The organism is Streptomyces sp. NPDC040545 (genome assembly GCF_055595065.1).
Genome location: NZ_JBVIWA010000052.1, coordinates 1 through 4,611 on the forward strand (window position 1 = coordinate 1; position 4,611 = coordinate 4,611).

Consider the following 4,611-nt stretch of genomic DNA (forward strand, 5'->3'; position numbering starts at 1 on the left):
GATCACCTCGGCCAGCGGACGCAGACCCGCCACACCCAGATGCCGGTCCAGCTCCCCCACCACCACACCGAACGCATCCGCGAACACCGGGAACAGACAAGCCAGTTCACGACCCATCCCCACCCGCTGCGACCCCTGCCCCGAGAACAGGAACGCGGTCCTGCCCTCGGCGACGGTGCCGCGCACGAGTCCGGAATCAGGCCTGGCTTCCGCCACGGCGGCCAGTCCCGCGAAAAGTTCCTCCCGGTCGTCGCCGACGATCACGGCCCGGTGTTCCAGCGCCGCCCTGGTGACGGCCAACGAGTGGGCCACGTCGAAGGGGTCCAGCGAGGGATCGGCCTCGACGAACGAACGCAGCTTCGCGGCCTGGGCGGACAGGCCTTCGGCGCTCTGTGCCGAGACCAGCCACGGCAGTGCGCGCCGTACGGCCGGAGCGGGTCCACCGGCCGGCTCCGCTTCCGGCTCGGGTGCGGGAGCCTCCAGGATCACGTGGGCGTTCGTACCGCTCAGTCCGAAGGAGGAGACGGCCGCCCGGCGCGGGCGCTCCGCCGCGGGCCACGCACGCTCCTCGGTAAGGAGGGCGACCGAGCCGGCCGACCAGTCGACGTGCGGGGAGGGCTCGTCCACGTGCAGGGTCCTGGGCAGCGTCCCGTGGCGCATCGCCTGGACCATCTTGATCACACCCGCCACACCCGCAGCGGCCTGCGTGTGCCCGATGTTCGACTTCAGCGAGCCCAGCCACAGCGGACTGCCGTCCGGCCGGCCCTGACCGTAAGTAGCCAACAGCGCCTGCGCCTCGATCGGGTCACCCAGCGTCGTACCCGTACCGTGCGCCTCCACCACGTCCACATCGGCCGTCGTCAGCCCCGCCGACTCCAGCGCCTGCCGGATCACCCGCTGCTGCGCGGGCCCGTTCGGCGCGGTCAGGCCGTTGCTGGCACCGTCCTGGTTCACGGCACTGCCCCGGATCACCGCCAGCACCTCGTGCCCCCGGGCCCGGGCGTCCGACAGGCGCTCCAGGAGCAGCACGCCGACGCCTTCGGACCAGCCGGTGCCGTCCGCCGCCGCCGCGAAGGGCTTGCAGCGGCCGTCACGGGCCAGTCCCTGCTGGCGGCTGAAGTCCACGAAGGAGCTGGGGTCCGGCATCACGGTGACTCCGCCCGCGAGGGCGAGGGAGCAGTCCCCGCGCCGCAGCGCCTGGACCGCCCAGTGCAGGGCGACCAGCGAGGAGGAGCAGGCCGTGTCGACCGTGACGGCCGGACCCTCCAGACCCAGCGTGTAGGCGACCCGGCCCGAGACGACACTGCCCATGCTGCCGCTGCCGATGTACCCGGCGATGTCCTCGGGGACATCGCCCTGGCGGCCCCAGTCGTGGTACATGACGCCGGCGAACACGCCGGTCCGGCTGCCCCTGAGCGTGTGCGGGTCGATCCCCGCGCGCTCGAACACCTCCCAAGAGGTCTCCAGCAGCAGCCGCTGCTGCGGGTCCATCGCCATGGCCTCGCGCGGGCTGATCCGGAAGAACGCGGGGTCGAACTCGGCCGCGTCCAGCAGGAATCCGCCCTCGCGCACGTAGCTCGTGCCGGGGCGCTCGCCGGTCGGGTCGTACAGCCCGGCCGTGTCCCAGCCCCGGTCCTTCGGGAAGGGGGTGATGCCGTCGGCTCCGTCGACGACGAGCTGCCACAGCTCCTCGGGGGAGGTGACGCCTCCGGGGTAACGGCAGGTCATCGCGACGATGGCGACGGGCTCGTCGTCCCCGCCCGTCTCCGGCACCCCGGCCGTCGTCGGCACGGCGGTCGCACCGGCCGCCGCGCCGAGAAGACCGTCCGCCAGCAGGCGGGCCACCGACAGCGAGGTGGGGTGGTCGAAGATCAGTGTCGCGGGGAGCCTCACCCCGGTGGCCGAGCCGAGCTGATTGCGGAACTCCAGCGCGGACAGGGAGTCGAAGCCCAGGTCGCTGAAGGCCCGGTCGGCTGCGACGGAAACACTGCTGTCGTGGCCGAGGACCCCGGCCGCGTGCGAGCGGACCAGGTCGAGCAGGAACCGCTCACGGCCGGCCGCGTCCATCGCCGCGAGCCGTTCCGCGAGGGCGCCGCCACCGCCGCCGGCGGCCGCCGCCCGGCGCCCGGCCGTCGCGGATCGCCGTACGAGACCGCGCAGGAGGGCCGGTACGTCGTCGGCCCCGGCGCCTGCGCGCAGGGCCGCCGGGTCCAGCCGTACCGGCACCAGCACGGCACGGGCCGACGCCAGGCCGGCGTCGAGGAGCGCCAGCCCCTCGTCCGCCGTCAGGGGGCGGACACCGGACCGGTTCATGCGCTGCAGATCCGCGGCGTTCAGCGTCCCGGCCAGGCCCCCGTCCTGCTCCCACAGGCCCCAGGCCAGCGACACGGCGGGCAGGCCCCGCGTGCGGCGGTGGTGGCTCAGGGCGTCGAGATAGCTGTTCGCGGCCGCGTAGTTGCCCTGCCCGGCCGAGCCGAGGGTGCCCGCCAGCGAGGAGAAGAGGACCAGGGCGGCCCCGGTGTGCTCCGTCAGTTCGTGCAGGTGCCAGGCCGCGTCCGCCTTCGGACGCAGTACGGCGTCCAGTCGTGCGGGAGTGAGTCCCCCGAACAGGCTGTCGTCGAGTACGCCCGCCGCGTGTACGACGGCGGTGAGCGGGCGGCCGGGGTCGATGGCGGCCAGTACCCCGGCGAGGAACTCGCGGTCGCCGATGTCACCGGCGGGCACGGACACCGTGGCGCCGAGCCCGGACAGTTCTGCCACCAGCTCGCAGGCGCCCGGTGCGTCCAGGCCGCGTCGGCTCGTCAGGACGAGGTCGCGCACGCCGTGGGCGGAGACCAGGTGCCGGGCCACGAGGGCGCCGAGGTTTCCGGTGCCTCCGGTGATCAGTACGGTGCCGGACGCGAGAGGCTCGCCGGACGCGGGGGGCGTCTCCGCGGCACGCGCCAGGCGGGGTACGTACAGTTCCCCGTCCCGGAGGGCGAGTTCGGGCTCGGGGTCGTCCGCACGGGACGAGGCGGTGAGGGCCGCGCCCAGCGCCCGCCGGGAGCTCTCCTCGCCGTCGATGTCGAGGAGGACCAGACGTCCCGGGTGCTCGCTCTGCGCGGCGCGGACCAGGCCCCAGACCGGCGCGTGGGCGAGTGCGACCTCGTCGGTCTCCGCCGCCGCCATGGCGCCGCGGGTCACGACCACCAGCCGTTCCTCGGCCCGCTGTTCGTCGTCCAGCCACTCCTGGAGCACCGCCAGTACGGTGCGCGCCGCCAGGTGCGCGGCCTCCGGGCCGGGCGCGGACCGCGCGGGCTCCGGGACGCAGTACAGGAAGGTTCCGGCCGGGCCGGTGTCGTCCGGCGCCCCGAGGTGAGGGGCCAGACCGTACGGGTCCTCGTCGCCGAGCAGCGCCGCGCGTCCCGGGGCGGCCGGTCCGGCCGGGGCCGGGACCCAGTCCACCTGGTAGAGCGCCTGGCGGTGTGTCGCACCGACCGTGCCGAGCTGGTCGGCGCCGACCTCCCGGACGAGCAGGGAGTCCGCCGACGCGACCGCCGCACCGGTCGCGTCGGCGAGCTCCAGGGCGATCGTGTCCGGACCCGTGGGGGTGATCCGTACGCGCAGCGTCGTGGCGCCGCTCGCCCATTGGGACAGGCCGCTCCACAGGAAGGGAAGTTGGAGCCCTGTCGTGGTCGAGGTGTCCAGGAGCGCGACGGCGTGCAGCGCCGAGTCCATCAGCGCGGGGTGCACCCCGTACGCCGCCGCGTCGGCCAACGCCTCCTCGGGGAGCGCGACCTCGGCGAAGATCTCCTCGCCGCGCTTCCACGCCGTCATGAGGCCCTGGAACACGGGCCCGTAGGCCAGTCCGGCGGCGGCCAGCTCCGTGTAGTGCCCGTCGAGCCCGATGGCCTCGGCTCCCGCCGGGGGCCACTGGGTGAGGTCGAAGGGGGGCTGTCCCGTGCCGGTGGGGCTGAGCAGGCCCGTGGCGTGGCGCGTCCACTCGTCCTCGGCGGCGTCGCCCTCGGGGCAGGAGTAGAGCGCCACCCTGCGGCGGCCCGAGGTGTCGGGGGCGTCGACGAACGCCTGGAGGGACACGGCGCCGCCCTCGGGCAGGACCAGGGGGGCCTCCAGGGTCAGCTCCTCCACCAGGGGGCAGCCGACCCGGTCGCCGGAGCGGTGGGCGAGCTCGACGAAGGCCGTACCCGGCAGCAGCACCGTGCCCTGGACCACGTGGTCGGCCAGCCAGGGCAGGTCGTGGACCGACAGTCGGCCGGTCAGCAGCATGCCGTCGGTGTCGGGGAGGCTGAGGGCCGCGCCGAGCATGGGGTGGCCGGCGGCGCTCAGTCCGACCGAGGCCGCGTCCGTGCCGGTGGTGGGGGTGAGCCAGTAGGAACGACGCTGGAAGGCGTAGGTCGGGAGGTGGACCCGCCGAGGGCTGCGGCCCAGCGCGGTGAAGTATGCGCCCCAATCCAGACGAACACCGCTGACATGGAGCGCGCCGACAGCCGCGGCAAGCCTCTCATTCTCGGCCCGTCCCTTCTGCATCAGCGGAACGAACACCGCGCCTTCACCCGAGACGCTCGCCTGGCCCAGCGCGGACAGCACCGCGTCCGGACCCAGCTCCACGAA

The 4,611-nt window shown here is 74.3% G+C and carries 1 protein-coding gene; it reads right to left on the reverse strand.

The genetic code is table 11. The annotated features are described in order from the left end of the window. A partial coding sequence (locus ACZ573_RS38305) for a type I polyketide synthase (RefSeq protein WP_471313555.1) occupies nt 1-4,611 on the reverse strand: 4,611 nt, incomplete at both ends.